General features: G+C 71.0%; 22 protein-coding genes. 8 read left to right on the forward strand and 14 right to left on the reverse strand.

Features of this window, described 5'->3' with window-relative positions:
• The first annotated feature begins 201 nt into the window (after positions 1 to 201).
• The 5 genes from ABLE88_RS03955 to ABLE88_RS03975 all read left to right on the forward strand — a co-directional run bounded on the left by ABLE88_RS03955 (position 202) and on the right by ABLE88_RS03975 (position 6,753).
• On the forward strand, positions 202 to 723 hold the full coding sequence (locus ABLE88_RS03955; RefSeq protein WP_348830157.1) for a formate dehydrogenase subunit gamma: 522 nt from the start codon (positions 202 to 204) through the stop codon (positions 721 to 723).
• The gene (locus ABLE88_RS03960) at positions 720 to 2,282 is read left to right on the forward strand and encodes a formate dehydrogenase beta subunit (RefSeq protein WP_348830158.1); all 1,563 of its coding nucleotides are present in this window, start codon (positions 720 to 722) and stop codon (positions 2,280 to 2,282) included. Before ABLE88_RS03955 ends, ABLE88_RS03960 begins: the two co-directional genes overlap by 4 nt.
• 257 nt (positions 2,283 to 2,539) lie before the next feature.
• Positions 2,540 to 5,377, forward strand: a complete 2,838-nt coding sequence (gene fdhF / locus ABLE88_RS03965; protein ID WP_348830159.1) for a formate dehydrogenase subunit alpha — start codon at positions 2,540 to 2,542, stop codon at positions 5,375 to 5,377.
• 265 nt (positions 5,378 to 5,642) lie between these two features.
• On the forward strand, positions 5,643 to 6,533 hold the full coding sequence (gene fdhD / locus ABLE88_RS03970) for a formate dehydrogenase accessory sulfurtransferase FdhD (RefSeq protein WP_348830160.1): 891 nt from the start codon (positions 5,643 to 5,645) through the stop codon (positions 6,531 to 6,533).
• Positions 6,523 to 6,753, forward strand: coding sequence for a formate dehydrogenase subunit delta (locus ABLE88_RS03975; RefSeq protein WP_348830161.1), 231 nt, complete (start codon positions 6,523 to 6,525; stop codon positions 6,751 to 6,753). Before fdhD ends, ABLE88_RS03975 begins: the two co-directional genes overlap by 11 nt.
• Positions 6,754 to 6,762: 9 nt before the next feature.
• Here the strand turns inward: ABLE88_RS03975 and ABLE88_RS03980 are convergent, their stop codons facing one another.
• The 7 genes from ABLE88_RS03980 to ABLE88_RS04010 all read right to left on the reverse strand — a co-directional run bounded on the left by ABLE88_RS03980 (position 6,763) and on the right by ABLE88_RS04010 (position 13,844).
• Complete coding sequence (locus tag ABLE88_RS03980) at positions 6,763 to 7,824, reverse strand: cation diffusion facilitator family transporter (protein WP_348830162.1); 1,062 nt, start codon at positions 7,822 to 7,824, stop codon at positions 6,763 to 6,765.
• 95 nt (positions 7,825 to 7,919) lie between these two features.
• Positions 7,920 to 8,906 (reverse strand): proline iminopeptidase-family hydrolase, encoded by a 987-nt coding sequence (locus ABLE88_RS03985; protein WP_348830163.1) that lies wholly within the window; start codon positions 8,904 to 8,906, stop codon positions 7,920 to 7,922.
• A gap of 221 nt (positions 8,907 to 9,127) precedes the next feature.
• Positions 9,128 to 9,850 carry a class I SAM-dependent methyltransferase gene (locus ABLE88_RS03990; RefSeq protein ID WP_348830164.1) on the reverse strand — a complete coding sequence of 241 codons (723 nt, stop codon included), beginning with the start codon at positions 9,848 to 9,850 and terminating at the stop codon, positions 9,128 to 9,130.
• Positions 9,851 to 10,137: 287 nt separating this feature from the next.
• Positions 10,138 to 10,347, reverse strand: coding sequence for a DUF3126 family protein (locus ABLE88_RS03995; RefSeq protein ID WP_348830165.1), 210 nt, complete (start codon positions 10,345 to 10,347; stop codon positions 10,138 to 10,140).
• 120 nt (positions 10,348 to 10,467) lie between these two features.
• Positions 10,468 to 11,340, reverse strand: coding sequence for a serine O-acetyltransferase (gene cysE / locus ABLE88_RS04000; protein ID WP_510182870.1), 873 nt, complete (start codon positions 11,338 to 11,340; stop codon positions 10,468 to 10,470).
• Between the two features lie 202 nt (positions 11,341 to 11,542).
• Positions 11,543 to 12,295, reverse strand: a complete 753-nt coding sequence (locus ABLE88_RS04005; RefSeq protein WP_348830167.1) for an alpha/beta fold hydrolase — start codon at positions 12,293 to 12,295, stop codon at positions 11,543 to 11,545.
• A gap of 85 nt (positions 12,296 to 12,380) precedes the next feature.
• A complete protein-coding gene (locus ABLE88_RS04010) occupies positions 12,381 to 13,844 on the reverse strand; it encodes a hypothetical protein (protein ID WP_348830168.1) in 1,464 nt (487 codons plus the stop codon).
• Between the two features lie 188 nt (positions 13,845 to 14,032).
• On the opposite strand from ABLE88_RS04010, the gene ABLE88_RS04015 reads away from it, so the two are divergent.
• A complete protein-coding gene (locus ABLE88_RS04015; RefSeq protein WP_348830169.1) occupies positions 14,033 to 14,839 on the forward strand; it encodes a DUF2189 domain-containing protein in 807 nt (268 codons plus the stop codon).
• 39 nt (positions 14,840 to 14,878) lie between these two features.
• Here the strand turns inward: ABLE88_RS04015 and ABLE88_RS04020 are convergent, their stop codons facing one another.
• Positions 14,879 to 16,681, reverse strand: a complete 1,803-nt coding sequence (locus ABLE88_RS04020) for an ABC transporter ATP-binding protein (protein WP_348830170.1) — start codon at positions 16,679 to 16,681, stop codon at positions 14,879 to 14,881.
• Positions 16,682 to 17,086: 405 nt separating this feature from the next.
• Between ABLE88_RS04020 and ABLE88_RS04025 the strand changes: the two genes are divergently transcribed.
• Positions 17,087 to 17,347: a zinc-finger domain-containing protein gene (locus ABLE88_RS04025; RefSeq protein ID WP_348830171.1), complete on the forward strand. Its 261-nt coding sequence runs from the start codon at positions 17,087 to 17,089 to the stop codon at positions 17,345 to 17,347.
• A 70-nt stretch (positions 17,348 to 17,417) separates the two neighbouring features.
• The gene (locus tag ABLE88_RS04030) at positions 17,418 to 18,605 is read left to right on the forward strand and encodes an FAD-dependent monooxygenase (RefSeq protein ID WP_348830172.1); all 1,188 of its coding nucleotides are present in this window, start codon (positions 17,418 to 17,420) and stop codon (positions 18,603 to 18,605) included.
• 48 nt (positions 18,606 to 18,653) lie between these two features.
• Here ABLE88_RS04030 and ABLE88_RS04035 read toward each other — a convergent pair whose 3' ends face one another.
• The 6 genes from ABLE88_RS04035 to ABLE88_RS04060 all read right to left on the reverse strand — a co-directional run bounded on the left by ABLE88_RS04035 (position 18,654) and on the right by ABLE88_RS04060 (position 26,534).
• A complete protein-coding gene (locus ABLE88_RS04035) occupies positions 18,654 to 19,628 on the reverse strand; it encodes a glutathione S-transferase family protein (RefSeq protein ID WP_348830173.1) in 975 nt (324 codons plus the stop codon).
• A 344-nt stretch (positions 19,629 to 19,972) separates the two neighbouring features.
• A complete protein-coding gene (gene pbfA / locus ABLE88_RS04040; protein ID WP_348830174.1) occupies positions 19,973 to 21,346 on the reverse strand; it encodes a (R)-1-hydroxy-2-aminoethylphosphonate ammonia-lyase in 1,374 nt (457 codons plus the stop codon).
• Entirely contained in the window at positions 21,343 to 22,152 is an 810-nt protein-coding gene (phnX, locus tag ABLE88_RS04045) for a phosphonoacetaldehyde hydrolase (protein WP_348830175.1), read from the reverse strand. Before phnX ends, pbfA begins: the two co-directional genes overlap by 4 nt.
• On the reverse strand, positions 22,149 to 23,282 hold the full coding sequence (locus ABLE88_RS04050; RefSeq protein ID WP_348830176.1) for a TIGR03364 family FAD-dependent oxidoreductase: 1,134 nt from the start codon (positions 23,280 to 23,282) through the stop codon (positions 22,149 to 22,151). Before ABLE88_RS04050 ends, phnX begins: the two co-directional genes overlap by 4 nt.
• Positions 23,279 to 25,291: a putative 2-aminoethylphosphonate ABC transporter permease subunit gene (locus ABLE88_RS04055; protein ID WP_348830177.1), complete on the reverse strand. Its 2,013-nt coding sequence runs from the start codon at positions 25,289 to 25,291 to the stop codon at positions 23,279 to 23,281. The genes ABLE88_RS04050 and ABLE88_RS04055 overlap by 4 nt, the downstream gene beginning before the upstream one ends.
• Positions 25,284 to 26,534 carry a putative 2-aminoethylphosphonate ABC transporter ATP-binding protein gene (locus ABLE88_RS04060; protein ID WP_348830178.1) on the reverse strand — a complete coding sequence of 417 codons (1,251 nt, stop codon included), beginning with the start codon at positions 26,532 to 26,534 and terminating at the stop codon, positions 25,284 to 25,286. The genes ABLE88_RS04055 and ABLE88_RS04060 overlap by 8 nt, the downstream gene beginning before the upstream one ends.
• Positions 26,535 to 26,639 lie beyond the last annotated feature (105 nt).

Below are 26,639 nucleotides of genomic sequence, written 5' to 3' on the forward strand. Positions count from 1 at the left end.
AACTACCCAAATTGTCGCACCTCAAGCCCAGGATACGCGTAAACTTACCTCCTCCGGGCAAACCGCAACGATAGAGATGTTCTATCGCAACATCCCACAGCTGGCTTGATCGGGGCGCCCGCTGTGAGAGACTCTTTTGAAACGATCACAAGAGGGGAGCCCGTTCGGCGCGGCCCCCCCGGTTTCAAAAGGGTGGAAGCGATGGCGGTCCATGAACCGTGGAGCACCGAGCGCGCGGCACAGGTCATTCAGCAGCACCGCCATCTGGACGGTGCCGCCATGCCGATCCTGCACGCGCTCCAGGAGACCTTCGGCTTCGTCCCCGAGCCCGCCGTGCCGATGATCGCCGAGAGCCTCAACCTCTCGCGCGCCGAGGTCTGGGGCGTCGTCACCTTCTATCACGACTTCCGCCGCGAGCCGGCCGGCCGCCATGTGGTGAAGCTGTGCGCCGCCGAGGCGTGCCAGTCCATGGGCGGGGCCGCCCTCGCCGCTTATGCCGAGGACAAGCTCGGCGTCGCCATGGGCGAGACCTCCGCCGACGGGCGGGTGACGCTGGAGCCCATCTACTGCCTCGGCCTGTGCGCCTGCGCGCCCTCGGCGCTGGTGGACGGCCAGCTGCTCGGCCGGCTCGACGAAGCCGCCATCGACGAGATCGCCCAAGACATTGCCCAAGACATCACCCGCGACATCGCCCGCGACGGCGTCAAGGAGATGGCCCGGTGACGCTCCCCCGCATCTTCGTTCCCAACGACGCCACCGCCGTCGCCTGCGGCGCCGACCGGGTGTTCCGCACGCTGAAAGAGGCGCTGGCCGCCCGCGGCGTCCCCTACGAGATCGTGCGCAACGGCTCGCGCGGCCTGTTCTGGCTGGAGCCGCTGATCGAGATCGAGACCCCGGCCGGCCGCGTCGGCTACGGGCCAGTCAAGCCCTCCGACGTGGAAGGCCTGCTGGAGGCCGGCTTTCTGAACGGCGCGCCGCACCCGCTGTGCGTCGGGCTGGTGGAGGAGATCCCCTACCTCAAGAGGCAGACCCGCCTCACCTTCGCCCGCTGCGGCATCATCGATCCGCTCTCGCTCGCCGACTACAAGGCCCATGGCGGCTACAAGGGCTTCGAGCGCGCCGTGGCGCTCGGCCCGGCGGCGACCGTGGAGGAAGTGTTCGAGAGCGGCCTCAGGGGCCGCGGCGGCGCGGGCTTTCCCACCGGCATCAAGTGGCGCACCGTCGCCGCCGCCCCGGCGGACCAGCGCTACATCGTCTGCAACGCCGACGAGGGCGACAGCGGCACCTTCGCCGACCGCCTGATCATGGAGGCGGACCCGTTCTGCCTGATCGAGGGCATGACCATCGCCGGCCTCGCGGTGGGGGCCACCAAGGGCTTCGTCTATTGCCGGTCGGAATATCCGCTCTCCTACGCGGTGATGGAGAAGGCGATCGCCATCGCCCGCCAGGCCGGCCTGCTCGGCAAGAACATCGCCGGCTCCGGCATCGACTTCGACATGGAGATGCGGCTCGGCGCCGGCGCCTATGTGTGCGGCGAGGAGACGGCGCTGCTCGACAGCCTGGAGGGCAAGCGCGGCGTGGTGCGCGCCAAGCCGCCGCTGCCGGCCCACAAGGGCCTGTTCGGCAAGCCCACCGTCATCAACAATCTGATCTCGCTCGCCACCGTGCCGGTGATCCTGGAAAAGGGCGGCACGTTCTACAAGGACTTCGGCATGGGCCGCTCGCGCGGCACCATGCCGATCCAGCTCGCCGGCAACATCAAATATGGTGGCCTGTTCGAGACCGCGTTCGGCGTCCCGCTCGGCGAGCTCGTCTACGACATCGGCGGCGGCACGGCCTCCGGCCGGCCGGTCAAGGCGGTGCAGGCGGGCGGGCCGCTCGGCGCCTATCTGCCGGTGTCCCAGTTCGACACGCCGTTCGACTACGAGGCGTTCGCGGCCAAGGACGCGCTGATCGGCCATGGCGGCATCGTCGTGTTCGACGACACGGTGGACATGGCGCACATGGCGAAGTTCGCCATGGAATTCTGCGCCCACGAGAGCTGCGGCAAATGCACCCCGTGCCGCATCGGCTCCACCCGCGGGGTGGAGACCCTCGACAAGGTGATCGCCGGCGAGCGGCGCGACGCCAACCTCGTGGTGCTGCGCGACCTGTGCCAGACCATGAAGCTCGGCTCGCTGTGCGCGCTCGGCGGCTTCACGCCCTATCCGGTGCTGAGCGCCCTCACCCATTTCCCGGAAGACTTCGGCGTGGCGCCGAAGCTGCCCGTGGCGGCGGAGTGAGGGGGATGGGCCAGCTTCTCATGCGCCGTTCGCGGGTGTTCCCCTCTCCCCTTGCGGGAGCGGGAGCCGAGCGAAGCGAGGCGGGTGAGGGGTTCGCCCCCGCTGGCGCATCGCCGGCGATGGTCTCGCCGGCGGCCACGCCCCCTCACCCCATCCCTCTCCCGCGGGAGGAGAGGGGGCAGGTCGCGCCCGGCCGCTGGTCGCTTTCCCATTCCTGGCGCACCGCGCGCCTTCACCTTTCCTGAGAGGAACGCCTGATGTCCCTCGTCCATGAAATCGACTACGGCACGCCGGCTTCCAAGTCCGAGAAGCTGGTCACCCTCACCATCGACGGCATGAAGGTGTCGGTGCCCGAGGGCACATCCATCATGCGCGCCGCCATGGAGATCGGGAACCAGATCCCCAAGCTGTGCGCCACCGACATGATCGAAGCGTTCGGCTCCTGCCGGCTGTGCCTGATCGAGATCGAGGGGCGCAATGGCACGCCCGCCTCCTGCACCACGCCGGTTCAGGACGGCATCGTGGTGAAGACCCAGACCGAGCGCCTGAAGCAGATCCGGCGCGGCGTCATGGAGCTCTACATCTCCGACCACCCGCTGGACTGCCTGACCTGCTCCGCCAATGGCGACTGCGAGTTGCAGGACATGGCGGGCGTGGTCGGCCTGCGCGAGGTGCGCTACGGCTACGAGGGCGAGAACCACACCGCCCTCGGCAAGGACGAGAGCAACCCGTACTTCACCTACGAGCAGTCGAAGTGCATCGTCTGCAACAGGTGCGTGCGCGCCTGCGAGGAGGTGCAGGGCACGTTCGCGCTCACCATCTCCGGCCGCGGCTTCGGCTCGCGCGTCTCGCCCGGCATGAGCGAGAGCTTCCTCTCCTCCGAGTGCGTGTCCTGCGGCGCCTGCGTGCAGGCCTGCCCGACCGCGACGCTGAACGAGAAGGCGATGTACGAGATCGGCACCCCCGAGCATTCGGTGGTGACCACCTGCGCCTATTGCGGCGTTGGCTGCTCCTTCAAGGCCGAGATGCGCGGCGACGAGCTGGTGCGCATGGTGCCCTTCAAGGACGGCAAGGCGAACCGCGGCCATTCCTGCGTGAAGGGCCGCTTCGCCTATGGCTACGCCACCCACAAGGACCGCATCCTCAAGCCCATGATCCGCGCCTCCATCCACGAGCCGTGGCGGGAAGTGAGCTATGAGGAGGCGATCCAGTACGCCGCCTCCGAGTTCAAGCGCATCCAGGCAAAGTATGGGCGCCGCGCGGTGGGCGGCATCACCTCCTCGCGCTGCACCAACGAGGAGACCTTTCTGGTCCAGAAGCTGATCCGCGGCGCGTTCGGCAACAACAACGTGGACACCTGCGCCCGGGTCTGCCACTCGCCCACCGGCTACGGCCTCTCCCAGACCTACGGCACCTCCGCCGGCACGCAGGACTTCGACAGCGTCGAGGCCTCCGACGTGGTGCTCATCATCGGCGCCAACCCGACCGACGGCCATCCGGTGTTCGCCTCGCGCCTCAAAAAGCGTCTGCGCGCCGGGGCAAAGCTGATCGTGGTCGACCCGCGCCGCACCGACATCGTGCGCTCGCCCCATGTGGAGGCGGCCTATCACCTGCCGCTGAAGCCCGGCACCAACGTCGCCATCGTCACCGCTTTGGCCCATGTGGTGGTCACCGAAGGGCTGGTGAACGAGGCCTTCGTGCGCGAGCGCTGCGACTGGGCCGAGTTCCAGGACTGGGCCGCCTTCGTCGCCGACGAGCGCCATTCCCCCGAGGCGGTGGAGAAATACACCGGCGTGCCGGCCGCCGACGTGCGCGGCGCGGCGCGGCTCTACGCCACCGGCGGCAACGGCGCGATCTATTACGGCCTCGGCGTCACCGAGCACTCGCAGGGCTCCACCACGGTGATGGCGATCGCCAACCTCGCCATGGCCACCGGCAATGTGGGCCGCAACGGCGTGGGCGTGAACCCGCTGCGCGGCCAGAACAACGTGCAGGGCTCGTGCGACATGGGCTCGTTCCCGCACGAGCTTCCGGGCTACCGCCATATCTCCGATGATGCCACCCGCGCCTCCTTCGAGGCGCTGTGGGGCGTGCATCTCGACGACGAGCCGGGCCTGCGCATCCCCAACATGTTCGACGCCGCCGTCGACGGCACCTTCAAGGGCATGTACGTGCAGGGCGAGGACATCCTGCAGTCCGACCCCGACACCAAGCACGTCTCCGCCGGCCTCGGCGCGCTCGAATGCCTGGTGGTCCAGGACCTGTTCCTGAACGAGACCGCCAATTACGCCCACGTCTTCCTGCCCGGCTGCTCATTCCTGGAGAAGGACGGCACCTTCACCAATGCCGAGCGCCGCATCCAGCGCGTGCGCAAGGTGATGGCGCCGAAGAACGGCTATGCCGACTGGGAAGTCACCCTCATGCTCGCCAAGGCGCTGGGCTATGAGATGGACTACGCCCATCCCGCGCAGATCATGGATGAGATCGCCGCGCTCACGCCGACCTTCAAGGGCGTGAGCTACGCCAGGCTCGATGAATTGGGCTCGGTGCAGTGGCCGTGCAACGACAAGGCGCCGGAAGGCACGCCCATCATGCATATCGGCGGCTTCGTGCGCGGCAAGGGCAAGTTCATCCTCACCGAATTCGTGCCGACCGACGAGCGCACCGGGCCGCGCTTCCCGCTGCTGCTCACCACCGGGCGCATCCTCTCCCAGTACAATGTGGGCGCCCAGACCCGGCGCACCGCCAACAGCGTCTGGCATCAGGAAGACGTGCTGGAGATCCACGCCCATGACGCCGAGAACCGGGGCATCCGCGACGGCGACTTCGTGAAGCTGGAGAGCCGCGCCGGCTCCACCTCGCTGCGCGCGGTGATTTCCGACCGGGTGGCGCCAGGGGTGGTCTACACCACCTTCCACCACCCGGTGACCCAGGCCAACGTGGTCACCACCGACTTTTCCGACTGGGCCACCAACTGCCCCGAATACAAGGTGACGGCGGTGCAGGTGGCGCCCTCCAACGGGCCGACCCCGTGGCAGGAGGAGTATGAGGACCTCTCGCGCAAGAGCCGGCGCATTTCCGAGGCGGCGGAGTAGGGTTGAGAGAATGCGCGAGGTGACGGGAGAGGTGGCAGCGCGGCGTGCGCGCCCTCGCCTCCCGCGGGTCTCCCTGCCTTGCGGGCAGGGTCGGGGTGGGGGCGTCGCCGCGACGCGGGCCCTGCGGGGTTCTGCCGAGAGGGCTGCCCCACCCTGCCCTCCCCCCGGGGGGAGGGTTCGACCCTGCGGACGGGATGGCGCCCTCCCCTTCCGTTGCCGCCGTGCGGCACCCATGTGATGCTTTCGAGTTCATGATGCGCTCGCGATGACCGACGAAACCGAACGGCCCCTTGCCTGCGCCGCGCCGCAGGATGTCGCGCAGGACCCGCCCCCGCCGGCGCGGCGGGTGGCGCGCGCGCAGGTGCGCGACGGCGCGCTCAGCGCGGGCACGCGCGCGGTGCCGGAGGAAACCCCGGTCGCCCTCACCTATAACGGCACCACCCATGCGGTGATGATGGCGAGCCCCACCGACATCGCCGACTTCGCGCTCGGCTTCTCGCTCACCGAGGGCATCGTCGCCACCCCGGCCGAGATCGAGAGCCTGGAGGTGATCGTGGTCGAGGCGGGCATCGAGGCGCGGATGTGGATCGCGCCCGAGAAGGTCGCCCGCCTGTCGGCCCGCCGCCGCGCGCTCGCCGGCCCCACCGGCTGCGGCCTGTGCGGCGTGGAGAGCCTCGCCGAGGCGGTGAAGCCGGCCGCCCAGGTCACTGCGGCGACGCGCTTTTCCGCCGCCACGGTGCTCGAGGCCATGGCGGCGCTCGGCCCGGCCCAGGCGCTCAACCACGAGACGCGGGCGGTGCACGGCGCCGCCTATTTCGAGCCCGACGCCGGCCTGCTCGCGCTCGCCGAGGACGTGGGCCGCCACAATGCGCTCGACAAGCTGGTGGGCAAGGCCGCCGCGCTCCGGCTCGACACCTCCAAGGGCCTGCTGCTGCTCACGAGCCGCGTCTCCATCGAGATGGTGCAGAAAGCGTGCGTGCTGGGGACGGGGGTGATCGCGGCGGTCTCCGCGCCCACCTCGCTCGCCATCCGCACCGCCGAGGCGGCGGGCATCACCCTGCTCGCGGTGGTGCGCGCCGACGGCTTCGAGATCTTCACCCATCCCGAGCGCGTCGCGCTCGCGCCTTCCAAGGGGCAGACCACCCATGTCGCATAGCATCGAGGACAAGCTGGTCTACATGGCCAACCAGATCGCCACCGCGTTCGGGCAGCTGAAGCACGAGGCGGCGGTGGAGCAGACGCGCACCCACATCGCCAAGTTCTGGGACCCGCGCATGCGCGCCAAGATCGCCGAACACCTGGCCCATGGCGGCGAAGGCCTCTCGCCGATCGCCAGGGAGGCGCTGGAAGGCCTCGCGCCGGTCAAGGCCGCCTGAGGCGGCGCCTCACACCACGTCGGCGGGGGCGAGGGCGCAGGCCACGGTGCCGGCTTCCACCTGGATCGCCGGATGGCCGATGCCGAAGCGCGCCTTCAGCCCGGCCGCCGCCTCGGCCAGGAAGGCGTCGTCGAGCCCCGCGCCCGGACGCACCAGATGGGCGGTGAGCGCCACCTCGGTGGTGGACAGCGCCCAGATGTGCAAATCGTGCACCGCGCTGACGCCCGCGAGCGCCGCGAGATAGGCCTCCACCTCCGCCCGGTCGATATGGGCCGGCACCATGTCCATGGCGAGGTTCACGCTGTCGCGCAGAAGCCCCCAGGTGCCGGCGACGATGGCGAGCGCGATCATGAGCGACACGACGGGATCGAGCCAGAGCCAGCCGGTGAGCGCCATCACCGCCGCGGCGACCACCACGCCAAGGGAGACGGCGGCGTCCGCCACCATGTGCACGAAGGCGCCGCGCACGTTGAGGTCGCGCTTGCGGTCCGCCATGAAGAGCAGCGCCGTGCCGACGTTCACGCCGATGCCCACCAGCGCCACCGCCATGACGATGCCGGTCTTCACCGGCTCCGGATCGCCGAGGCGCGTCACCGCCTCCCACATGATGCCGCCGGTGCCCAGCAGCAGCAGCATCGCATTGGCGAGCGCGGCGAGGATGGACGAGCGCCCGTAGCCGTAGGTGCGCCGCTCGGTCGGCGCACGGCGGGCGAGCCAGGCGGCGCCCCAGGCGAGCAGCAGGCCGAGCACGTCGGAGAGATTATGGCCGGCGTCCGCCACCAGAGCGAGCGAGCCGGCGAAGAACCCGAACGCCGCCTCGACGATGACGAACCCGAAGTTCAGCGACGCGCCGACGGCGAAGGCCCGCAGCGAGGTGGGCATCGCATGGGCATGGCCCGCATGGCCATCGCCGGAATGGGAATGGCCAGAATGGGCATGGCCGGCATGGTCCTGGCCCGCATGGTCATGCCCTTCGGGGTCATGGCCCGCATCGTGGCTGTGGCCCGCATGAGGGTGGTCGCGTTCGTCCGTGCGGCCCGCGCCGTCCTGCCCCTTGCCCGGCTCCGTCATGGCGCTCTCCTCCTGGCCGAACGGCCTCGGCCGCCCATTGTCCATAGCCGCCGGACCGTGTCACGGGCGTGTCGCCTGGCAGGCGCCCCGGCGCGTCAACGCCTTTCGTCCTGCCGCCGCAGCCAGGCGCGCAGGAGCGCGGTCGTCTCGTCCGGCCGGTCGTTGAAGATGTCATGGGCGGCGCCGGGGATCACGCCCAGCTCGGCACCGGGCGACTGCTCGGCGAAGGCCATCGCCGTGATGGGCCGCGCCTCGTCGTGCTGGCCCACCAGGAGGAGCGTGCGCGGCCCGTCCAGCCCCGCCAGCAGGGGCGCGCCGTCATAGTCCCTGAGCGTGCCGGTGGAGACGAACTCGCTGGCGCCCCACATGTGCCTGTAGAGGTCGAGATTGACGCCGCGGTCCTCGGGGTGGGTGTAGGTCCGCCGGGCCTGCGAGAGGGGCTCGCGGCGGTTGAACGACTGATAGAAGGCACCGGAGGCGGCGTCGCAGCGCGCCTCAGGTGGCGGGGCGGCGCTCTCGCAGCGGACCAGATCGGCCTGGACTTCGGCCGGAAGCCGACCGCGCAGGGCGTTCGCGTCCGAAAGCCAGGCCTTGGTGGAGATCAGCGGACTGGCGAGCACGAGGCCGGCCAAGGCGGCAGGGCGCCGCGCGCCGTATTCGAGGGCGATGGCGCCGCCCCAGCTGTGGCCGAGCACATGCCACCGGGCGACGCCAAGCGCCGCGCGGATCGGCTCCAGCTCGCCCACGAAGCGCGCCAGCGTCCAGTTGGCGGGATCGTTCGGCCGGTCCGAGCGGCCGCCGTCGAGCTGGTCGTAGAGGATCACCATGCGCTCGTCGGCCAGTGCGAGCGCGTCGAGGAGGGAACCATGGGTGCCGCCGGGGCCGCCGTGGATCAGCACGATGGGAAGCCGCTCCGCGCTGCTGCCGGCGCCATTGGTGCGGACATAGAGGCGGCCGCCCGGCACCGTCGCCATCAGCTCGCGGGCGGGGGCCGGATAGGCCGCGGGGCGGGCCGACGCCGGGCGCGCGAGCAGGGCGGCGCCCGCAAGAGCGATGAACTCGCGCCGCCGAATCCCCGTCATCCCTGCGCTCCCCGACGGCGGCCCGACACGCGCGCCTCCGAGCAAAAGCTACCATCGCGCCGAAAGACCGAGTCTGGAACAGGGACAGCAGCAAAGCCTGCCCCTGTCTCGCCGCCGCCCGGCCCGTTCCGCGCCGGCGCAAGGCCCGACCGGCCGCACGGGAAAACCATGGTCGATGCCTCCCGCGCAGCGCCCAACCACCGGGCCCCGAACGATCCGGCCTAGGCCTGTTTGGTCCGCACGAACCCGGGTTCGTACTGGCCCCGGTTGGTCGTCAGACGGCCACTGACCTGAACCGGCAGATCGTAACGGAAGCAGGCCGCATGGAATGCCACGTCGGAACCATATGCCTCCATGTAGTTCAGCAGCGCGAGGCTTTCTTCGCCCGTGAACTCGTCGAAGACAAACTCATAGGAATCGAACAATTTGTGCAATTCATTCAACAAGAACAGGGTCGCAGAATAGATATCGGCGTCAAAATGAACAATGATCGTCTTTCCAGCCCCATGCGCTTTGACGATATCGATGACCTGAGGGAATGTGTTCTGGAACCATCCCTTCACGAATTGGATTCTTGCGTCGTCGGTCTGCGGAATGTTGCCCTCGGTGCTGAACCGCCCCGCGGGGGAATCGCCCCATTCGACCGGCAGGCCATAGAACGAATCGCAGCCGACGAAGCGGCTCTCCGGATTGGTGAAATGCTGGGCGAAATACTTGATCGAATACCCCTGCCAGACGCCGAACTCCAGGTACAGCACCGGTGTCGAAGGCTTGACGTCGGCAATGAGCTTGTCCCAGACGCCCTCGCGCTCCTCGGTCCTCGGGATCGAGAAGACCTCCCTGAACTGCCGCTGGAGCGCAGCATGGGCAGCGCAACGGCCATAGAAGGTTGCAGGAAAGGCATTGCCAACGGCGCGCTTCAGGACCGTTTTGATACGTCGCAAGACGAAGCCTCCTCGAAAAGGTTCCCAGCTACATATTGCACTGCAGCGATGGCCGGTCCATGACGAAGCTGCCGCGCCAGCCAAAATTTCAGGCCGGCGCACGCGCAGCGCCAGAGACGCGCCGAACCGCTGCGCCTTGGCTAGGATCTTAGGGTGCGCGGAAGCAGCGGGAAAAGAGCATCAAGGGGGCGGCACACGCCGGCCGCGCACACTCGGACCGGGCGCTCGGCCTCGACGCACCCTTGCCGGAGAAGACGGGCCTCGATGCTCACCCGCGGCCGCCGACCTCACTCCAGGTCGGCGTCGAGGATGGCCATCTGGAAGTTGTAGGAGAGGTCGCCGTCCTCGTCGTCCCTGAAGAGCACGCCGATGAACTCCTCGCCGAGATAGACCTCGGCGCTGTCCTTCTTCTTCGGGCGCGCGGTCACCTTGATCTGCGGATTGCCGAACAGGGTCCGCAGGTAACGCTGCACGCGCTCGAGTTCCGTCTTGTCCAAATCGCTTCCTCCTGGAATGCCTCGGCCCGCCTGCCTCGGCCCACATGCGCCGCCTGGCGACACCGGTCCGACTTGTGGCGGGCGGCGCCGCCCGGTTCAAGGGCTGGAGCGTCACACCGCTCAGATATCCGCTCCGGCGAAGATGTTGTCCTCGAACATCTGGTCCATGGAGCGCGCCGGCTCGGCGCAGCCCGCCTCGCCCACCACCTTGGCCGGGATGCCGGCGACCGTGGTGTTGCGCGGCACCGACTTCAGCACCACCGAGCCCGCCGCCACGCGGGCGCAGCGGCCCACCTCGATGTTGCCGAGCACCTTGGCGCCGGCGCCGATCAGCACGCCGCGGCGGATCTTGGGATGCCGGTCGCCGGTCTCCTTGCCGGTGCCGCCCAGCGTCACGCCCTGCAGCAGCGACACGTCGTCCTCGATCACGCTGGTGGCGCCGATCACCACGCCGGTGGCGTGGTCGAAGAAGATGCCGCGCCCCATGGGCACCGCCGGGTGGATGTCCACCGCATAGACCGAGGAGGCCCGGCTCTGCAGATAGAGCGCGAAATTGGGCTGGCCGTGGGTCCACAGCCAATGGGCGAGGCGGTGGGTCTGGATCGCGTGGAAGCCCTTGAAATAGAGCACCGGCTCCAGGGTGCGGGTGGCCGCCGGGTCGCGGTCCACCACCGCCATGATGTCGGCGCGCAGCGCCTGGGCGATGGTCTTGTCGTCGTTGGTGGCCTCGAAATAGGCGGCGCGGATGGCGGAGCCGGGAATGTCGGGATGGTCGAGCCGCGCGCCGATGCGCTCGCCGATCACCGCCTCGAGGCTCGGCTGGCCGAGGATGGCGCCCTTGAGGAAGCTCGCCATCAGCGGCTCGCGCCCCATGGCGTCCTCCGCCTCGTTGCGCAGGCGCGCCCAGACCGGGTCGACGACCTCGTGCCAGCGCTCGGTGCCGGTGCGCGTCAGGCGCGGCCCGGCGGGCTCCGCGGCGGGCCCGGCGGGCAGCACGGGCATGGTGGTTTGCGGCATCTCTGCCTCCTCGGATGAAAGCACTTGCCCTCTTTCTAGCACAAGCGCGGCGCCGTGCGCAGGTTCCCCGCAGGGGCGGTCTCGGTCGCGGGCCGACGGGCTGTCCGCCCTCCGGCGCGGGGAACCGCACGAACCCGCGCCCCCCGCGCCGCGCGTCTTGCCCCTCGCGCCGGCCCGCTCACGGCCGGCGCGCGAGGAAGTCGAGCACGCCTTGCTTGAACACCTTGTCGCCCACCGCCGGGTTGTGGTCGCGGTTGGGGATGTCGAGGGCGACCGCGTCCGGCATCAGCGCCGCGAGCTTGTGGGCATCGCCCGCCACCGCGTCGCGCGTGCCCACCGCCACCATCACCGGCTGGTAGATGCGCGCCACCTCTTCCGGCGCCAGCACCTGGCGCGAGCCGCGGATGCAGGCGGCGAGCGCCTTGAGATCCTGCCTGTTGGCGTCGGCGAAGGACCGGAACATGCGGCCCATGGGGTCTTTGACATCGTCGAGGCTGGGCGCCTCCATGGCGTCGGCGATGGATCGCGGCAGGCCCACGCCCTCCACCAGATGGTAGCCGAGCCCGCCCATCACCAAGGAGCGCACCTCCTGCGGGAAATGCAGCGCCATCTGCGCGCCCACCCGCGCGCCCATGGAATAGCCGATCACGTCGGCGCGGGCGATGCCGAGATGGTCGAGCAGGCGCTTGGCGTCTTCGGCCATCAGGCGGGTGTCGTAGAGCGCGGGATCGTAGACCTTGCCGGAAGCGCCGTGGCCGCGATGGTCGAAGGCGATGGCGCGGTAGCCGGCATCCGTGAGGGTGCGCATCCAGGACGGGCCGACCCAGTTGATCTCCTTGGTGGAGCCGAAGCCGTGGATCAGCAGCACCGGATCGCCGGCGCCTTCCTCCAGATAGGCGATGTCGATTCCGTCGGAGGTGAAGTGGGGCATGGCGGACCTTCTCGGGCGGCGCGCGCGGCGCAGGCTGGCCGGGGGGTGGGGCGCCGAACTTAGAGCGCAGGCCGCGGAAATTGAATCAGAATTGATCGGGCAAACGCCCGCTGGGACGGGGAAAGAGGATGCGCTTGCCGATCTGGACCCGCGCCGCGCCGGACGGGGCGTGGCCGAGTTGCACCCGGTCGCGCCGCACCGCCTCGTCCGGCCCCGCCGCCTGCCGCAAACCTTTCGCCAGCACCCCTTCCTCCCGCGAGGCATCCGACCGGAAATCGTCGCTCGCTTTGATCCGCTCCGCCGGCGCCCGCGCGAGGGCGGCGGCCTCGCGCACGGCCGCAGCGAATCGCTCGGCTTCGGCGCGGCCGCGCGCGTCCAACGGGTCCGGCGCAGGGCGACGCAGCTCGAGGCGCGGCTCCTCGGGAAGGGCGACGCAGACCGGGGCCTCTCGGCGGCGCCACCAGCGGCGGCGGGCGGGCGCGGCCTCCGCGCGGCGCCGGCGCCGCCCGCGCCGGCCGCCCCAGGTGGCGCGGGCGCAGGAGACGCAGAAGGCGTTGAAGGAGGAGACCAGCAGATAGACGTACACCACCGCCACGAACACCCACCACACCAGCTTCAGCAGCGCGCCGGTGATGAGGATGGCGCCGCGCCCCAGGGTCTTGAGGATGGCGAGGGTCTGCGGGCCCTTGGCGTCGGCGAGGCGCGCCACGCGCCTGAGGTCGCCGGCATTGTCGGCCACCCGAAGGCCCTCCAGCGCCGCCCGGGTGCCGGCCTTGGACTGCACCACGGCGACGTCGTCGAGCATGCGGGTCAGGGACTTCAGATGCGTGGTGCGCACCACGCCCTTCACCGCCGCCCCGTCCACCGCGCCGGGCGCGTTCAGGAGCCGGCGCAAAGCGACGAAGTCGACGCTCTGGCGCACCGCGCGCATGAAGGCGCGCCCCAAAGCGGCGGAGAGCTTGCCGGTGCGCTTGGCGACCTTCACCAGAGTGATGCCGGCGCGCACCGGCAGGCTCGCGCCCACCGTGACATAGGTGCCGGCGGTCACGGCGATGCCGACCGCCGAGAGGCCGAGGATCAGTTCGTCCGCGTCCTCGCCCTGCGCCAGCTTCCAGCCCTCGCGGCTGGCGTCGCGGATGTCGCCCCACACCATGAGGTCGCCGGTGGCGGCCCCGGCGAGGCCGGCAAGGTCGCTCGGCGCGCCGGTGATGAAGCCCATGCCGAACTCCTTGGCGCCGCGCAGGGTGCTCGCGAGCGCGCCGTTGGCGGCGGTGACGCGGGCGCGCAGCGCCGGGTCGACGGCGATGCCGCGCGCGTCGGCGAGGGCGAGGAAGGAATTGGCGAGGGCGACGTCGTCGCTCGCGAGCGCGGCCGAAACCTCCCGGTCGACCCGCGCGGCGTCGAGGTCGGCAAGGCCGAGGTCGGCGAGCGCGGCGGGATCGTCCCGCGCCTCCATGAGGCGCAGGCTCTGCTTCGCCACCGGCACCAGCCAGGGCGCGGATCCCAGCAGGGCCGCCAGAACCGTGAACAGCGCGAAGATGCGTGCCATCTGTCTCGTCAGTCCGATGCCGAGCCCGGCTTCGCTGTGCCGAGATCGTGTATTCGCCCCCGGCGACGCGAAATTCGCCCTGAGCTAGACTGCGCACTGCACCAGAAGCCGCGCGCCGGGGCCGGAGCGATACTTAAGGTTTCCGCCGGCGGGCACAAGCGGCCGCGTGCCTATGTTGGAGGAACGCCATGGTCCCTTCCGTCATCCGGCCCGCTTATGACCGGCCGGAAACCGCCTTCGGCGGCGCCGCGCTCAGGGTGCGCCGCATCTCGCCCGCCGATCTGGTCCACTGCCTCAAGGCCGGGGTCGCGGATTTCCTGCGCCACCCCAGCCAGTTGATCTTCCTGGCGCTGATCTATCCCATCGTCGGGCTGTTCCTCGCCCGCCTCTCCTTCGGCTACGACGTTCTGCCGCTGCTGTTCCCGCTGGTGGCGGGCTTCGCCTTGCTCGGCCCTTTGACCGCGGTCGGCCTCTACGAGCTGAGCCGGCGCCGGGAGGCGGGCCTGCCGGCCGGCTGGGACCACGTCTTCGCCCTCGCCCATGCGCCGACGATCCTGTCCATCGCCGTCATCGGCTGCGCGCTGGTCGCCACCTTCCTTCTGTGGCTTCTGGCGGCGCTGGTGATCTACGAATTGACGCTGGGCGGCTACGTGCCCGCCTCGCTCGCCAGCTTCGCGCAGGAGGTGTTCGGCACCCGCGCGGGCTGGGCGCTGATTGTCTTCGGCAACGGCGTGGGGCTTGTGTTCGCGGTGTTCGCCATGAGCCTGTCGGTGGTGTCGCTGCCGCTGCTGGTGGACCGCGACGTCAGCACCGCGACCGCCGTGCGCACCTCGTTCTCGGCGGTGGCCGCCAATCCCGCGGTGATGGCGCTGTGGGGCCTCATCGTCGCCGCCCTGCTGGCGCTCGGCGCCCTGCCCTTCTTCGTCGGCCTCGCGGTGGTGCTGCCGATCCTCGGCCACGCCACCTGGCATCTCTACCGGCGGCTCGTGGTGTGAGGCGGCCCGCCCGCCGGGATCACCCGGCGGGCGGCGGGCTCAGGCGGCAAGGCCGCGCATGAGCTCCAGCGCCTGGCGCTCGAACAGGCGGCGATAGAGGCCGCCGTCGCGCGCCACCAGCGCCGCATGGTCGCCCTCCTCGACGATCCGCCCCTGGTCGAACACCAGCAGGCGGTCGAGGGCGCGCACCGTGGAGAGCCGGTGGGCGATGACCAAGGTGGTCCGGCCCACCATCAGCCGCTCCATGGCCTCCTGGATCAGCGCCTCGGATTCCGAATCGAGGCTGGAGGTGGCCTCGTCCAGGATCAGGATCGGCGCATCGGCGAGGAAGGCCCGGGCGATGGCCACCCGCTGGCGCTCGCCGCCGGAGAGCTTGACGCCCCGCTCGCCCACCAGCGTGCCGTAGCCGCGCGGCAGCGCCGCGATGAAGCCCGCCGCATTGGCGAGCTCCGCCGCCTTGCGGATCTCCGCGAAGCTGGCGCCGGGCCGGGCATAGGCGATGTTCTCGGCCAGCGAGCGGTGGAACAGGATCGGCTCCTGCTGCACCACCGCGATCGACCGCCGGAGCGAGCCCTGGGTGACGTCGCGCACGTCCTGGCCGTCCACCGTGACGCGCCCGCCGGTCACGTCGTGGAGCCGCTGGATCAGCTTCACGAAGGTGGACTTGCCGGAGCCGGAATGGCCCACGAGGCCCACCCGCTCCCCGGCCTCGATGACCAGCGAGAGGTCGCGGTAGAGCGGGGCGCGGTGGCCGCCATAGTGGAAGGTCACGGCCTCGAAGGCGATGCGCCCCGCGCCGACCTGCGCCTCGGCCGCCCCCGGCCGGTCGGCGACGGCCGGGCTCTGCCGGTGGATCTCCACCAGTTCCTCGAGCTCGTTCACCGAGCGCTGCAGATTGTGCACATGCATGCCGATGTCGCGCAGATAGGAGTGCACCACGAAATAGGTGGTGAGCACGTAGGCCACGTCGCCCGCGTCCGCCCGGCCGTCCCACCACAGCCACAGCGCCATGCCGATGATGACGGCGCGCAGGCCGAGCAGCGCCACCAGCTGCGCCGTGCCGGCCCAGGTGCCGGCCATCCAGGTGCGCTGGGTGCGGGCGTTCCACTTGCCGAGCACGCGCCGCAGGCGGTCGTCCTCGCGCGCCTCGGCGCCGAAGCCCTTCACCACGGCGTTGCAGCTCACCGCGTCCGCGAGCACGCCGCCGACACGGGTGTCCCAGGCGTTGGAGAGCCGCGCCGCCGGCGCCACGTAGCTCAGCGACAGCACGAGGGTGAGCGCGACGAATCCGGCCCCGCCCAGCACCACCGCGAGGCCCATCACCGGCCAGTGCCAGCCGAGCAGCAGCGCCGAGCCCACCAGCGCCACCACCGAGGGCAGGAGCGCCACCAGCAGCGTGTCGTCGAGCAGATCGAGCGACCACATGCCGCGCGAGATCTTGCGCACGGTGGAGCCGGCGAAGGTGGCCGCGTGCCAGTCGGCCGAGAATCGCTGCACCCGCGCGAACGCCTCCGCGGCGATGTCGGCCATCATGCGCAAGGTGAGGCGCACCAGCGTGACGAACGACAGATGGCGCGCCGCCACCATCACCGCGCCGAGCGCCAGCATGGCGAGGAACGCGTCCATGGCGGCGGCATGGGCCGCCGCCCGGTCGCCGCCCGTGGCCATCGCCCCGACGAGGCGGCCGGCATAGACCGGCACGAACACCTCGGCGAGGGTGGAGACGAGCACGAACAGGCCGGTGGCGCCGACCAGCATCGGGCGGCGGCGCCAGTGGCCCCAGAGGAAGGCGAAGACGGCGCGGGCGGGCACCCCGCGCTTGTGGGTCCGGTAGAGCGACATGGCGTGTTTCCGGCCGCGCGCGGCGCGCGGGCCGGCCTTCGGAAGACGGGAGATTGCGCGGCGGAGGCGCCGCGGGCGGACGTGCGGTCCTGGAAAGGTCTGCGGACTGAGGACCCCGGAGCGGGCGCAAGGCGCGCCGGCAGGGACCGCGGGGCGGCTCAGCTAGCCGTCGGCGCCCGGTCGGGGGATGCCGAAGGCGGACATGCAATCATTCATGGATCGCCCCTCCCCTCGTCGTTGCGGTGCCGTTTCATAGTGCCCGCGCGCACGGCGGCGGGCAAGAGCCGGGAACCGCGGCGCGGCTGGTCCGGGCCCACGCCGATGTGACGCGGCGCACGGGCCTTTCATGGCGGCGCATGAGGGGGTAAGGTCGCGGCGTTTTTTTGATGAGGCTCGGGCGGAACCATGGCGCACGCGGACATTCCTCACTTCTGCAACGACCTCGGCGTGACGGTGATCGAGGTGGGCAGCAAGGAATTCATGTGCATCGGCGCCAAGCCGCCGTTCGACCACCCGCACATCTATTGCGATCTCGGCGACGACACCGAGATCGTATGCCCCTATTGCTCCACCCTCTATCGCTACAATTCCAGCCTCGCGGCCGGCGCGGCGAATCCCGAGGGGTGCGTGTGGCATGACGCGGACGCAAAGCGCGCCGCGGCCTGAGCCGGCGCCCCCTTCCGAAGTCCGCGCCGCCGCGGCTGGTCCCGCGCCCGATCCCGAAGCTGAACCCGAGATGGCCGTCATTCCATTCCAGCCGCGCCGCCCGCTGGCGGCCCGCAGCGCCGTCATCGTCGGCGGCGGCATCGGCGGGCTCGCCTGCGCGCTCGCCTTGCGCCGGGCCGGCGTCACCGTCCAGGTGCTGGAGCAGGCGCGCAAGCTCAAGGAGGTGGGCGCCGGCCTGCAGCTCTCGCCCAACGCCACGCGCATCCTGCGCGACCTCGGCGTGCTGGGGCGCATCGAGCAGGTGGCGGTGGCGCCGCGCGCGCTGCTGGTGCGCGACGGGCGCACCGGGGCGACGCTCTCGCGCTCCAACTACGCCCCCGCGGCGCGGCGCTGGGGCGCGCCGTTTCTGGTGATCCACCGCGCCGACCTGCAGGACGCGCTCGCCCAGGCGGCGCAGGAGGCGGGCGCGGCGGTGGCGCTCGGGGTCGACCTGCGCAGCATCGAGCGCACCGCGACCGGCGTGCGCGCCGTGGTGGGCCAGGGGGACCAATTGGTGGCCCACGGCGCCGACGTGCTGATCGGCGCCGACGGGGTCCGCTCGGCGGTGCGCGCCCATCTGGGCTTTGCCGCGCCGCCGGTGTTCGCCCACCGCGTCGCCTATCGCGCCACCATCGAGACGCCGGACGGCCATCCGCCGGAAGTGCACCTCCATCTCGGCAAGAACGCCCATGTGGTGGTCTATCCGGTGCGCGGCGGCAAGGCGCTGAACCTGGTCGCCATCGTCAAGGAGGCGCGGCCGGTGACGCGCTGGAGCGCGCCGGGCGACGCCGCTTATGTGCACGCCGCGTTCGCGGGCTGGAACCCGGAGCTGCAGCGCCTGCTCGCCCGTGCCGGCCATTTCCTGTGCTGGGGGCTCTACGACATCGACCCGCTGGCGCAATGGGGCACCGGGCGGGTGACGCTGCTGGGCGATGCCGCCCACGCCATGCTGCCCTTCCTCGCCCAGGGCGCCGCCCAGGCGATCGAGGACGCCGCCGCGCTCGCCGGCGCCGTCACCGGCGCGGGCGATGCCGAGAGCGCGCTGCGCGCCTACGAGGCGGTCCGGCGCGAGCGCACCGCCCGCATCCAGAGCACGGCGCGGCGCAACGGCGTGGTCTATCACCTCTCCGGGGCACCGCGCATGGCGCGCGATTTGGTGCTGCGCCGCACCGGCGGCGACAGCCTGCTCAAGCGCTACGGCTGGATCTACGGCGCCTAGGCGCGGGCAGCCGCTCGCGCACGCCCGGCGCGCCTGCGTTCGGCCCGCCTAAAAAGCGAACGCCAGCGGCCCGCGCCCGTGCGGCGCCTCCAAATCAAGCGCCGGACCCACCGGCACGATGCCGGTGGGGTTGATGGTCTTGTGGCTCTCGTAATAGTGCCGCTTGATGTGGGTGAAATCCACCGTGGGGCGGATCTGCGGCGCCTGGTAGAGCGCGCGCAGATAGGCCGACAGCGCCGGATAATCGGCGATGCGGCGGATATTGCACTTGAAGTGGCCCACATAGACCGCGTCGAACCGCACCAAAGTGGTGAACAGGCGCACGTCCGCTTCGGTGACCACGTCGCCGGCGAGGAACGGCTGGCGCGCCAGCCGCTCTTCCAGCCCATCGAGGCGCCGGAACAGCTGGCCCACCGCCTCCTCGTACGCCTCCTGGGTGGTGGCGAAGCCGGCGCGGTAGACGCCGTTGTTGACGTCCGGATAGACCCCCGCATTGACCGCGTCGATCTCGGCTCTTAGCGGCGCGGGGTAGAGATCGCGCGCCGTCGCGCCCACCGCCGCGAAGGCGGAATTGAACATGCGGATGATCTCGGCGGATTCGTTGCTGACGATGGTGGCGCGCGCCGTGTCCCACAGCACCGGGACCGTCACCCGGCCGGAATAGGCCGGGTCGGCGGCGGTGTAGACCTCGTGCAGGCGCCGCTTGCCGAGCAGCGGATCGGGCGTGGCGAAGGTCCAGCCCTCGGCGCCCATGAACGGCTCCACCACGCTGACCGAGATCGCCGCCTCGAGCCCCTTCAGCGCGCGCACGATCAGGGTGCGGTGCGCCCACGGACAGGCGAGCGAGACATAAAGGTGATAGCGCCCGGCCTCGGCCGGAAAGCCGCCTTCCCCCGTGGGGCCGGGCGCGCCGTCGGCGGTGACGAAATTGCGGAAGCGCGCAGCCTGGCGCTCAAACCGGCCGCCGGAAGCCTTTGTGTCGTACCACTGATCGCGCCAGACGCCGTCGACGAGCAGGCCCATGGGAAGTCCTTTCCGCGCGGCGCGGGAGCGGCGCCGCCTGGGTCCTCACATGGCCTCGGGCCGCCGGCGATGCAATGTTCGGCAACACCGTGAACATCGGCCCGGCGCCGATGCAGGCCGTTGCACCACCGTCCCGCCCGGTCCCCCGCCGCCCGGCCCGGCCCATCGCCGCCATGCCCCGGCTCGCCCGGGAGGTCCGCCGGGCCGCCGGCGCACCCTTCCCAATCCCGAGCCGGGACCGCGTCGCAGGGTGGATCGCCCGGACGAGCCGGGCGATGCCGGCGCGAGGAGGAAGGGGGCGCGAGGGGAAAGAGAGGGCAGCCGCCGAAGCCCGGTCGTGCCGCCTAGCCGGCGTGGACCGCCCCGAGCGCCTCCTCGAGGATCTCCAGCGCCCGGCGGAAATCCCGGTCCGAGATGGTGAGCGGCGGGCACAGGGTCAGCACCTTGCCGCCGCCGACCTTGAAGGACAGGCCGCGCTCCAGCGCCGCATACATCACCCGGTCGGCCCGCGCCGCGGCCGCGACGCCGTCCAGGTCGCGCAGCTCGACGCCGAAGAAGGCGCCCATGCGCCGCACCGCGGCGATCTCCGGCCGGCGCGCCGCCATGGCTGCGAGCGCCGCGCCACCAGCCTCGCCGAGCGCGCAAGCGCGGGCGATCAGGCCCTCCGCTTCGATCACGCCGATGGCGGCGAGGCCCGCGGCGCTGCCAAGCGGGCTCTTTTCGTGGGTGTAGTGGCCGAGCGCCAGATGGGGCGCCACGTCGAGGTCGCCGCGCACCACGAGGGCCGCCTGGGGCACGATGCCCCCGCCGAGCCCCTTGCCGAGGGCCACCATGTCCGGCACGCAGCCCATCTGCTCGAACACGTAGAATGAGCCGCAGCGCCCGAGGGCGGAGGGGATCTCGTCGAACACCAAGAGCGCGCCGTGGCGGGTGCAGCTGGCGCGCACCTTGGCCCAGAAGCCTTCCGGCGGCGGCTCCACCGTGGTCCAGCGCACCGGCTCGGCGATCAGCGCCGCCACGTCGCCCTGAACCTCCAGCACATAGTCGATATAGTCCGCGAGGCGGTCGGTCGCCTGGTCGTCGTCGCCGAAGAAGCGGCGCGCGAGGCCGGGCGGCGGCAGGTGCTCCGTGCCCGGCAGAAGCGGTCCCACATCCTTGCGGAACAGCGCCTCCCCGCCCACCGAGATGGCGTCGAGATTGGCGCCGTGGAAGGCGTCCCACATGGAGAGGGTCTTGTGGCGGCCGGTGGCGAGCCGGGCGAGCTTCAGCGCCACGCCGATGGCCGCCGCGCCCGAGGGCACCAGCAGCACCTTGCCGAACGGCGGGCCGGCGAGCTGAACCAGCTTCTCGGCGAACGCCACCGCCTCCTCGCAGGTGAAGCGGCGCGGGCAGAAGGGCAGGCGCTCCATCTGCGCGCGGATCGCCGCCACCACCGCCGGGTGGCCGTGGCCGAGCTGGTGCACGCTGTTGCCGTGGAAATCGAGGATGCGCCGCCCGTCGAGGGTCACGAGGTACGCCCCCTCGGCGCCGACGATGGCGTCGAGGCAGGGGCTGGAGAGCGACTGGTGCAGGAACACGCCCGCGTCGCGATCGAGCAGGGCGCGGGTCGGCGCGCCGTGGCGCGCGTCCCAGGCGGCGCGCGCAGGCGAGGTGTTGACGTCGCCCTCGCTCGCGCCGCCGGCCGCGGTCCCGCCCCCTGCCCCGCTTGCTGCGCTCAAGGCTGCTCGCCGCGCGCCAGCGCGCCCTCGATCTCGTCCAGCACCTCCTCCAGATCGGCGACGCTGTCGATGACGAAATGGGCGCCGGCCCGCGCCAGGGCGCCATAGGCGGCGGCGCGGCGCGCCTCGAATTCTTCCGGCGCGAGCGCCTCGGTCTCCGCCGGGTCGAGGCCGAACAGGTTGCCGGTGAGCGCCACGCCCACGGTCCAGCAGCCGGCGTTCAGCCCCTCGGCGATGCCGACCTCGGTGTCGTCCACCTTCACCACCCGCGCGGCGGGCCACACGCCGAGCTCGACCAGGGTCTTGTAGAGCATGAGGGGGGTCGGCCGGCCGAAGGCGAGGTCGCCGGCGCACACCATGCTGTCGGGCGCATAGCCCTGGGCCGCCGCGCGCGGCAGGATGGGGGCCATGATCTCGCGGGTATAGCCGGTGGTGGAGCCGATCTTGAGCCCCGCCGCCTTGAGGCGCGCGACCACGCCGGCGACGCCGTCGATCAGGTCCGCATAGTCCGCCGCCACGGCGACGTTCATGGGCACGAACACCTCATAGACCTTGTCGATGTCGGCCTCGCCCGGCGCCTGGCCGTGCTTTTCAGCCCAGGCGGCGGCGACGCGCGGCAGCGCCATCAGGGCGGCGATGTGGTCGCGCTTGGCCATGCCCATGGGCCCGCGCGCCTCCTCGACCGAAATCTCCACGCCGAACTGGGCGAAGGCGCGCTGGAACACGCCCATGGGCGCCTTCGAGCCGTGGTCGATCATGGTGCCGGCCCAGTCGAAGACGATCGCGGCGATGTGCTGGTAGGTCATAACGCGGCTCCAGTAAGTTCGTCCAACGTCTCTTCGGCGATGGCGAAGGCGGTGGACGCCCCGGTGCCGGAAGTGACGATGACGAGACGGATGTCGGCGGCGGGCGCCTCGCGCACCATCAGGCGGTCCGGCAGCGAAGCATAGGTGCCGCTCCAGCGTTCGTCGACGCGCGCGCCCGGCACGGCCAGAACGCGGTCGAGCTCGGCGAGGATGATGTCGTCCACCGCCGCGCGCGAGAACGGCGCGGGCGAGAAGCCGTAATGGTGGCTGTCGCCGACGATCAGCCCGCCGTCCGCGCCCTGCACGGCGATCAGATGGATGCCGTTCGCGAGCGCCTCGGGCTGCTCGGCGGCGAGGCGGGAGGCGAGCGCCGCGGCCTCGGGCAGTTCGCTGTAGCCGAGATAGCGCACCAGCGAGAGGTCGCTCATCACCGCGCAGGGCAGGCGGAAGCCCTCGGGCGGCGTCACCTTCAGCATGTGCAGGCGGCAGCGGGTGATGCCGAGGCGGGCGATGGCGTCGGGAAAGAGGGTGAGCAGATCGTCGCCCGGGCACACCACGATGTGCCGTGCCCGGATGTCGCCGTCGGTGGTGGCGACGAGGCCGCTCTCCACCCCCCGCGCCAGGGAGCGGCGGCGGAACGAGACGCCCTGTTCCTCCAGAAAGGCGGCGAGCAGCGGCACTGCCTGCCGGCTCTCCACGCGCCGCTCGTGCGGGCTGTAGAGCGCGCCGGCGAACGGCCGGTCGGCGAGCGCGGCGCCGTAGGAGCGCATGGCCTCCTCGGCGGTGAGCAGGTGGCAGTCCTCACCCATCTCGGTGAGGCGAAAGGCCTCCAGCACCGCCATGGCCTCGGGCCGCTGGGCGACCACGAGCAGGCCCTGATGCTCGACGCGGATGCCGGCCTCGGGCGCCACCTCCTCCCAGATGTCGCGCGCGCGCATGGCGCGGCGCCAGCATTCCCCGCGCTGCTGACCGGTGACGGTGACGAAGCCGAAATTGCGCACCGAGGCGCCCACCGCTTCGGCCTCACGGTCGATCACCACCACCGAGAGGCCGCGCCGCAGGCCCGAGAGCGCGTGGGCGAGGCCGACGATGCCGGCCCCCACCACGGCGAGGTCGAAGGTGTTGCTCATCGCTGGCGCCAGGCCTGGGTGCGTGCGATCAGGCGCGTGAGGATGGCGTGCACGAGACGGGCCCCGAGATTGGTGTAGAAGATCAGCATGCACATGGCGGCGGCCGCCTGGATCTGGCCGGCGTCGTCCATGTTCAGCGCCGCCACCGCCGCGAGCGTGGTGGAGGGCGCATAGAGGAACACCACCGCCGAGACCGTGGTCATGGCATTGACGAAGTAATACGCGGCGATGTCGAGCCCGGTGGGCAGGCACACCGGCATGGTCACGCGGGTGAACATGCGCGTCACCGGCTGCTTGAGCGAGGCCGCCACCGCCTCGAACTCCTTGTCCATGGCCTTCAGCGCGGTCAGCGCGGTCAAGTGCGAGACGGTGTAGAAATGGGTGATGGAGGACACCACCAGGATCGCCATGGTGCCGTAGATGACGTTGAGCGGGTTGGCCCGGTCGTTGAAGAAGAAGATGTAGGACAGGCCCAGCACCAGGCCGGGAATGGCCATGGGCATCATGGCGAGGAAATGCAGCCCCGCGCGCGCGGCGGCAAAGCCCCGCCCCTTCTCCACCAGATAGGCGCCGACGAACACCACCGCGGTGCCGATCACCGCCACCAGGAACGCCATGCGCAGGGAGTTGAAGTAGGATTCCCAGCCGCCGCCGTCCACGCCCTCGAACGCGAAGTGGGCCAAGGTGAGCGAGAGGTTGTAGGGCCAGAACTTGACCAGAGCGGCGTATTGGGCGACGCCGAGCACCAGCAGCAGCAGCCCCGCCACCAGGCAGCAGAACAGGAAGGCGGCGGCGTCGAGGCCGATCTTGCGCGACGGCAGATAGGGCACGGCGCGGGCGGTGAGCAGCGCCACCTGCTTGGCGGTCACCATGCGGTCGACGAAGAAGGCCACCACCGCGGGGATCAGCAGGATCACCGAGACCACCGCGCCCATGGCAAAGTTCTGCTGGCCCACCACCTGCTTGTAGATGTCCACCGCGAGCACCTCGAACTCCCCGCCCACCACCTTCGGCACGCCGAACTCGGTGATGGTGAGGGTGAACACCACGAACGCCGCGGAAATCAGCCCGTAGCGCGCCCCCGGCAAGGTGACGTTGAAGAAGGTGCGGGTCGGCGAGGTGCGCAGCGCCCGCGCCGCCTCGAACAGCCGTGCGTCGGAGATGGAGAGCGCGGTGGCGATGATCAGGAAGGCGTGCGGGAAGGTGAAGAACACGCAGCCCGCGACGATGCCCGGCGCGCCATAGATGCTGGCGCCCATCATCAGGTTCTTCATCAGCCCCTGATTGCCGAACAGATAGACCAGCGACAGGCCGGCGAGCAGCGAGGGCACCAGGATCGGCACCACGGCGATGGTGCGGAACAGGCCCTTCAGCGGCATGCAGGTGCGCTGCAGCGCATAGGCGAAGCCGAAGGCGAGCAGCACCGTGATCGCCGTGGTGGCGAGCGACACGATGAGGCTGTTGGCGATCGACCGGGTGAGCGCGGGATTGCTGAAATAGGCGATGTAATTGCCGAGCGAGCGCCTGGTGCCGGCGCGCAGCACCAGGCGGCGCAGGTCGCGCGCTCCCGCCTCCACCCATTGGCCGGAGGCCGCGGCCTCGCCGGCGCGTTCCAGCACCCCGTCGTCGGCGCCGCCCGACAGGCGCATGCGCACCGCCGTCACCTGCTGGCCCTCGAAGCGGCCGTCGGGGAAGAGCTGCGCCGCGGTGAGCGAGGTGGAGCGGCGCGCCTGCTCGACGGGCGCGATGAGGCCGAGGCGCGGCGCCGCCTGCTCCAGCGTGCCGAGCGGCACCGGCCCCTGGCCCACATTCACCTCGATCTCCACCGCGCCGTAGGCAAACGCACGCACCTCGGTGGACTTCCACAGCATGAAGCCGAGCGGCAGAGCGAGGCTGACCACCAGATAAAGGCCGATCATCAGCACGAAGACCAGCATCAGCTTGTCGTCGCGCCCGACCTTGGGGCGGATGGCGGGGGCGCTGCGCGCGCCGATGGCGACGTCAGCCATGGGTGCCACCGGCGCCGCTGGCCGGCGCGCCGCCGGTGCCGTGGGGCTTCAGCGCCTCGAACACCCGCAGGCGCTCGGCCGGCAGCACCACGTCGAGCCGGCGGCCGGGGACCATCTGCAGCGCCCGCGCCACGGTCTGCGACAGCTGCGCCACCAGAGGCTTGGCGTGGAAGGCGGGGTGCAGGAAGCTGGCGCGCACGTGCGCGCCGAGGAATTCGACCGACCCCACCTCGACCTCGATGCGGTTCATGTGCTCCCAGTCCGCATGGGCGTCGGCGCCGACGATGCGCACGTCCTCGGGGCGGATCGCCACCACCACCGGCTCGCCGGCGGCGGCGGGCCGGCCCTGGCGCCGCAGCACCAGGGTGAGGTCGCCGATCCGCGCCTCGTCCGGGTTCAGCATCCGGCCCTCGACGAAATTCATGGCGCCGATGAAGTCGGCCACGAACTGGCTCGCGGGCGTGTCATAGATCTCCTGCGGCGTGCCCACCTGCTCCACCACGCCCATGTTCATCACGACGATGCGGTCGGCGATGGAGAGCGCCTCGTCCTGGTCGTGGGTCACCATCACCGTGGTGACGCCGAGGCGCGCCTGCAGCTGCTTCAGCTCCGCCCGCAGATGGAGCCGCACCTTGGCGTCGAGCGCGGAGAGCGGCTCGTCCAGCAGGATCAGGCCCGGGCTCGGCGCCAAAGCGCGGGCGAGCGCCACGCGCTGCTGCTGGCCGCCGGAGATCTGCGCCGGATATTTGTGGCCGTGGGTCGGCAGGCCGATGAGCTCGAGCAGCCCCTCCACCCGCGCCGAGACCTCGGCGCGCCGCATGCCGCGGTTCTCCAGGCCGAAGGCGATGTTCTGGCGCACCGTGAGGTTCGGGAACAGCGCGTAGGACTGGAACACGATGCCGAAGTCGCGCTCCTCCGGCGGCAGAGCGGAGATGTCGCGCCCGCCCTGGTGGATGGTGCCGGAGGACTGGATGTCGAGCCCGGCGATGGCGCGCAGGAGCGTGGTCTTGCCGCAGCCCGAGGGGCCGAGGAAGCAGACGAACTCGCCCTCGCGCACGTCGAGCGAGACGTTCCTGAGCGCCGCGAAGTCGCCGAAGCGCTTGGAGACGTCGGCGACCACGAGGTAAGGCGGCCGCGGCGCGGAGGCGGCGAGCCCCTGGACGATGGCGGCGCCGGGATCGGCGGCCGCGCCGCCGGACAGGCCAGGCGCGAGGCCCGAAAGGTCCACGGTGTGCTGGCTCATGGATCGCCCCCTTTTCCGGTTCTCTGTGGGGCCATGCCTTGGCCGCGGCGTTCCGCCCGTCGCCGCGCCATGCCCCGGCATGTCCGAGGCATCCGCCGGCCCCAG

This window comes from Xanthobacter luteus, assembly GCF_040049235.1.
In the GTDB taxonomy this organism is placed as follows: Bacteria; Pseudomonadota; Alphaproteobacteria; order Rhizobiales; family Xanthobacteraceae; genus Xanthobacter.

What these genes read in the sequence shown, in the direction of transcription:
- ABLE88_RS03955 (WP_348830157.1), top strand. Translation starts at nt 202, where the DNA reads ATGGCGGTCCATGAACCGTGGAGCACCGAGCGCGCGGCACAGGTCATT.
- fdhF (WP_348830159.1), top strand. Translation starts at nt 2,540, where the DNA reads ATGTCCCTCGTCCATGAAATCGACTACGGCACGCCGGCTTCCAAGTCC.
- fdhD (WP_348830160.1), top strand. Translation starts at nt 5,643, where the DNA reads ATGACCGACGAAACCGAACGGCCCCTTGCCTGCGCCGCGCCGCAGGAT.
- ABLE88_RS03975 (WP_348830161.1), top strand. Translation starts at nt 6,523, where the DNA reads ATGTCGCATAGCATCGAGGACAAGCTGGTCTACATGGCCAACCAGATC.
- ABLE88_RS03980 (WP_348830162.1), bottom strand. Translation starts at nt 7,824, where the DNA reads ATGACGGAGCCGGGCAAGGGGCAGGACGGCGCGGGCCGCACGGACGAA.
- ABLE88_RS03985 (WP_348830163.1), bottom strand. Translation starts at nt 8,906, where the DNA reads ATGACGGGGATTCGGCGGCGCGAGTTCATCGCTCTTGCGGGCGCCGCC.
- ABLE88_RS04005 (WP_348830167.1), bottom strand. Translation starts at nt 12,295, where the DNA reads ATGCCCCACTTCACCTCCGACGGAATCGACATCGCCTATCTGGAGGAA.
- ABLE88_RS04010 (WP_348830168.1), bottom strand. Translation starts at nt 13,844, where the DNA reads ATGGCACGCATCTTCGCGCTGTTCACGGTTCTGGCGGCCCTGCTGGGA.
- ABLE88_RS04015 (WP_348830169.1), top strand. Translation starts at nt 14,033, where the DNA reads ATGGTCCCTTCCGTCATCCGGCCCGCTTATGACCGGCCGGAAACCGCC.
- ABLE88_RS04020 (WP_348830170.1), bottom strand. Translation starts at nt 16,681, where the DNA reads ATGTCGCTCTACCGGACCCACAAGCGCGGGGTGCCCGCCCGCGCCGTC.
- ABLE88_RS04025 (WP_348830171.1), top strand. Translation starts at nt 17,087, where the DNA reads ATGGCGCACGCGGACATTCCTCACTTCTGCAACGACCTCGGCGTGACG.
- ABLE88_RS04030 (WP_348830172.1), top strand. Translation starts at nt 17,418, where the DNA reads ATGGCCGTCATTCCATTCCAGCCGCGCCGCCCGCTGGCGGCCCGCAGC.
- ABLE88_RS04035 (WP_348830173.1), bottom strand. Translation starts at nt 19,628, where the DNA reads ATGGGCCTGCTCGTCGACGGCGTCTGGCGCGATCAGTGGTACGACACA.
- phnX (WP_348830175.1), bottom strand. Translation starts at nt 22,152, where the DNA reads ATGACCTACCAGCACATCGCCGCGATCGTCTTCGACTGGGCCGGCACC.
- ABLE88_RS04050 (WP_348830176.1), bottom strand. Translation starts at nt 23,282, where the DNA reads ATGAGCAACACCTTCGACCTCGCCGTGGTGGGGGCCGGCATCGTCGGC.
- ABLE88_RS04055 (WP_348830177.1), bottom strand. Translation starts at nt 25,291, where the DNA reads ATGGCTGACGTCGCCATCGGCGCGCGCAGCGCCCCCGCCATCCGCCCC.
- ABLE88_RS04060 (WP_348830178.1), bottom strand. Translation starts at nt 26,534, where the DNA reads ATGAGCCAGCACACCGTGGACCTTTCGGGCCTCGCGCCTGGCCTGTCC.